The following is a 4,048-nucleotide window of genomic DNA, read 5'->3' as shown; positions in this document are numbered from 1 at the left end:
CCACAAGGATACTCCCATCTTCTTTTGATACAGCCGATTGGCCGCAAGATTACCCGCTCCCAATACAGCGGAGACCAATAACAAAATATAATTGCCCATTTGTTTTTCTATTTCCTTACCATTGATAACAATCCTTGCCAAATACGCTTTCCCAGCAGGCCGGGCTGTCCGTCTCCATCCAATCCAGAGGCGTGGAAGCTTCGGCGGCCTGGCAGCTTTTCCTGAACGCGTCAGAAACACCTTTTTTTACCTCTTCAGAATAGGCGTCCTCCGCAATGGACACGAACAATGGCGTTCCGCTTTTTGCCAGAACATCCAGCCACTGCCTGTTTTTCTCCCAGGGTATCTCATTGGTAATGCCTACGCAGTCAGCGTCGGCCAAGTAAAAGCGCTTGTGCTGGGGCAGCCGGAACGCCAGCGTATTGACGCCCATCTTCTTAGTCCGGCTCCAGTCCCTGCCGCTTGTGTCATCTCCGGTACGCTGTATTTCAAAAATACCTGCCGACAAATGGCTGAAGGTGTTACATCCCATAATCAGCACGTCGTCTCCGGCAGCCTCGCGTATGGCAAGATACAATTCCTTTATAATCTGCGCTGTGGTTTTCCCGGAATCGTAAAATTCCATTCCCTCAAGCTGCAGCTCGTCTGTCACTTCAAATCCCCATTTTCCCCAAAGGTCAAAGGTTGAAAAATCATGCTTGATCAATTTATAGCCCCAGGATGCCAGTGTCCGGATGTCTTCCTTTATCATTTCAAGCGCCTTGGGATGGGAAGGATCTAATATGGCTGTGACGCCATTCTTTTTCAGTGTGTACTCTGACGGCACATATTCCACCGTTTCCAGCGGACGCATCCAAATCCCGGGAATCGCTCCCTCTGCGCTGATGGCTTCAGCCAGCTTCCTCATGTCCCCAAATTTTCCATTGCAATATTTCCACGGGCCGCCATTATACCCGGAAAATTCATCGTTTCCCGGATGATACGCAAGCTCCCATCCATCGTCCACTACCATATAAGGGCGGAAAAGACACCCCTTTGCGCACTCTACAATTCTCTTTGTATGCAATAGAATCTTTTCAAAGGAATTGTCTCCATAATTACAATACCAGTCATTTCCTCCATATATATGCGCATTCACCGGTCTGAGCTGTCCACACATCGCCTCGCAGAACAGGCACATGGCGGAAAAAGCGTCCGTATCCCATTCTCCAGTTACAAGCTCACACAGCAGCAGACAACGGCCGTGCAGCTCCAGTCCCCTGCTTCCGTTCCTGACGTCCAGTGTCAGGGTGATCTTACTTTCATCACACTGCCAGAAGCACATTGCATTGGGAAGCGTCTTAACTCCGAACCCGTAATTGCATTTGTCCGTTGTCCGGTGCGCCATAAAATACCACGGCATTTGCTTTTTTCCATCCGGCCTTTCCCATTTCAAATCACCATAGGCCCTCTCCCAGGCGTCTCCCAGAATAAGACAATCCGCGCCTGCAGCGCTGTCCGCTCTCAAGCGGACGGCGTAAATGCCCTGCTCCTTTCCAGACAAAAAAACCCTGCCCTCTGCGTCAATCATTACTTCAAGCTTTCCCAGAGAAAAGGCATTCTGCGCCGTTCTCTCCATAGAAATCCAGCGTCCATCCATATTGATGTCAGCCTGTTCAAAAATCATTGCCACACCTCCCCGAAGGCTCCTTCGTAAGATACAATACAGAAAACTCCCAGGCCTTCATGGAATTCAGCTCCATACGCGCCCTTCCGGTTTCCTGATCCACCTGAAACAAAAGCGGTCTCAACAATCCATCCTGTCCAATCTGATATGCGCCCGCCGCGTTTTTCACATTAACATCCAGCGCAAAGGGACCTGTTTCGTCCAAAGAGCCGTTAATCAACACCAGCAAGGCGCTGTTGCCATCCTCAGCGCATGCAATGAACGGAATCACTTTTACGCACTCCCTGATGGAAACCGGCATTTGTCCGCGGCTCACCCAGCTGCACACAGCCTGAAGCTGATATCTCTTTTCCGGGGAACCCACAAATTTCCACGGCATAATTCCCATGACCGCAATTCGGCCGCCAAGGGAATTTTCATACAAGGACATACAGGGGCCTGCAGGCGTACCGCAGATCGTCTCCAGCACGCTGATAAATTGCGTAGCTTCATCCGTCTTTTCAAGAACATAGCACTTGCTGTCCTCTCCCCAAAAAGTAATATAGGGGTCTCGTTTGCTGCCCGCAGCCATACCATTGAAGGGGTGGTCGTAAATTCTCTCATAGACGCCGTTGTCCACTGTTTTTATGATTTTTACACCGCAGAATTTGTCCAAGCCGCGCTGTGCGAGAATAGAAAGCGCCTGCCCGTCCATAATCGCTCCCTGTGCGAGTATCTTTTTAAGCGCTTCCTCTTCGTAAGCTTCCGGCATGCTTCCAATCAAAAGGTTCGCACACGCCCCCTCAGGCCGCATTGTCAGAGGAATCCCTATTTTGTTCCATTCATACGCCTGGTCCACCTTCTGTGCCGCCTGAAAGCTAAACCAATCCCCATCCACTCTGCGTTTTGCCGCATATGCCAGGTTAAAACAAGGGTACAGGCCGCCCGGTACAAAGCCTCGCGCCAATCTTTCCATGGTATCCCACATAGCGCCGTACTGCCGGACAGCCTCCATCAGCTCCGGGTAGTCCCCGCTGGAGATAGCGTTAAACGCAATTCCGCTGTGTCCAGCAGCCAGGCTTGCGGTACACTCCAGAATCACCATAGCCACTGATTTAGACAGACGCTGATAGGGAAAATTTTCCAATTCATACTGAATATCAGAAATCTCTTTCGGATACAGCGCAATCTGACGCGCACATTCGTGTATTTTCCGGACAATATCCAAAGGCTCATCATCATTGGAAAAGCCTCCTCCCGGGCGCGCCATGGACGCTCCCAGCGTCTCCATCCACTGCCCGTACTCCGGGTTTGAATAATTTCCCCACACAACACCGCTTGTCATAAGGCCCAGTCTGATTGTAGGAGAAATTTCACTTACACTGCTCCCAATCCATTTCATCAGTTCTGTGATCGTATGGCAATTCCAATCCAGCCAGGCACGCCGCTCCCTTTCTCCTTCCGGGGAATTCAGCACTTGAACCAGCTTCTCCCGGTCATAGGCAGTATGGTTTCTTTGATTGAACCGCTCTATGCAGCGGGGGCAGAAGCACGCGTAATCCACTGTGTGATGATGCATCCGGATGTCGTCGTCCACCCAGATAAAATCAGGCCCTGTCTCAGCCAGCAGCTTATATTTCTCCTGAATGTACTGCTGATATCCCGCTCCATTTGGGCACAGGCAGCTTCGTGATACGCGGCCGTCATGTCCCATCATTCGTTCAAGGGGCGGCTCTCCCCACACATCCCACGCCTCGTCTATATGTCCCAGCGTATCCAAAACGTTCAGGCCTACACTGGGAATTCCCAATTCTCTCAAAGCGGGAATACGCCGCTTCAATACCCGGCACAAATCTTGAAAATAGGACAGCGGATAATAGCCATGATGAGAATACTCTGTAAACAGCGCCAGCTCATCCACGCAATCTTTGTACCTCTTAAGGAAACGCAGCAGCGCCTCAAATTCAGCGTCCTCATAATAGCGCCAATATCCAATCCGATAGGCTTTTTTCATTTTTCCCTCCTAAGATTTTACCGCCCCAGAAGTAATCCCATCTATGAATGTCTTCATATTCAGAGAAAACAAAATCACCATGGGGACGGAAGCCAGCACAAACCCCGCGAACATCGGTCCATACAATACCTGCTGGACGTCCCGGAAGGAATACAGTCCCAATGTAATGGTTTTCAGCTCTTTATTGCTGGACAAGGTAAGCATCGGCCAGATAAAATCATTCCAGCTGTTTAAGAAGGTCAGAAGCACCTGTGTAAACAAAGCCGGCTTGATTAACGGCGCCGCCACATACAGGAAGGTCTTGATACCGCCCGCGCCGTCCAGCTTAGCCGCTTCAAACAGATCCCCCGGCAGGCTCTCGATATATGGCCTGAGCACTACAATAAAGG

At 50.5% G+C, this 4,048-nt stretch carries 3 protein-coding genes; all 3 read right to left on the bottom strand.

Features of this window, described 5'->3' with window-relative positions; all coding sequences use genetic code 11:
• Window positions 1-115 precede the first annotated feature (115 nt).
• A complete protein-coding gene (locus AC1WIP_RS12480; RefSeq protein ID WP_481142134.1) occupies window positions 116-1,666 on the bottom strand; it encodes an alpha-amylase family protein in 1,551 nt (516 codons plus the stop codon).
• Window positions 1,656-3,659 carry a hypothetical protein gene (locus AC1WIP_RS12475; protein ID WP_481142133.1) on the bottom strand — a complete coding sequence of 668 codons (2,004 nt, stop codon included), beginning with the start codon at window positions 3,657-3,659 and terminating at the stop codon, window positions 1,656-1,658. Before AC1WIP_RS12475 ends, AC1WIP_RS12480 begins: the two co-directional genes overlap by 11 nt.
• A gap of 9 nt (window positions 3,660-3,668) precedes the next feature.
• A partial coding sequence (locus AC1WIP_RS12470; protein ID WP_481142132.1) for a carbohydrate ABC transporter permease occupies window positions 3,669-4,048 on the bottom strand: 380 nt, incomplete at its 5' end.

This window comes from Acetatifactor sp. (genome assembly GCF_982438285.1).
This window is presented reverse-complemented; position numbering and strand designations above follow the sequence as displayed.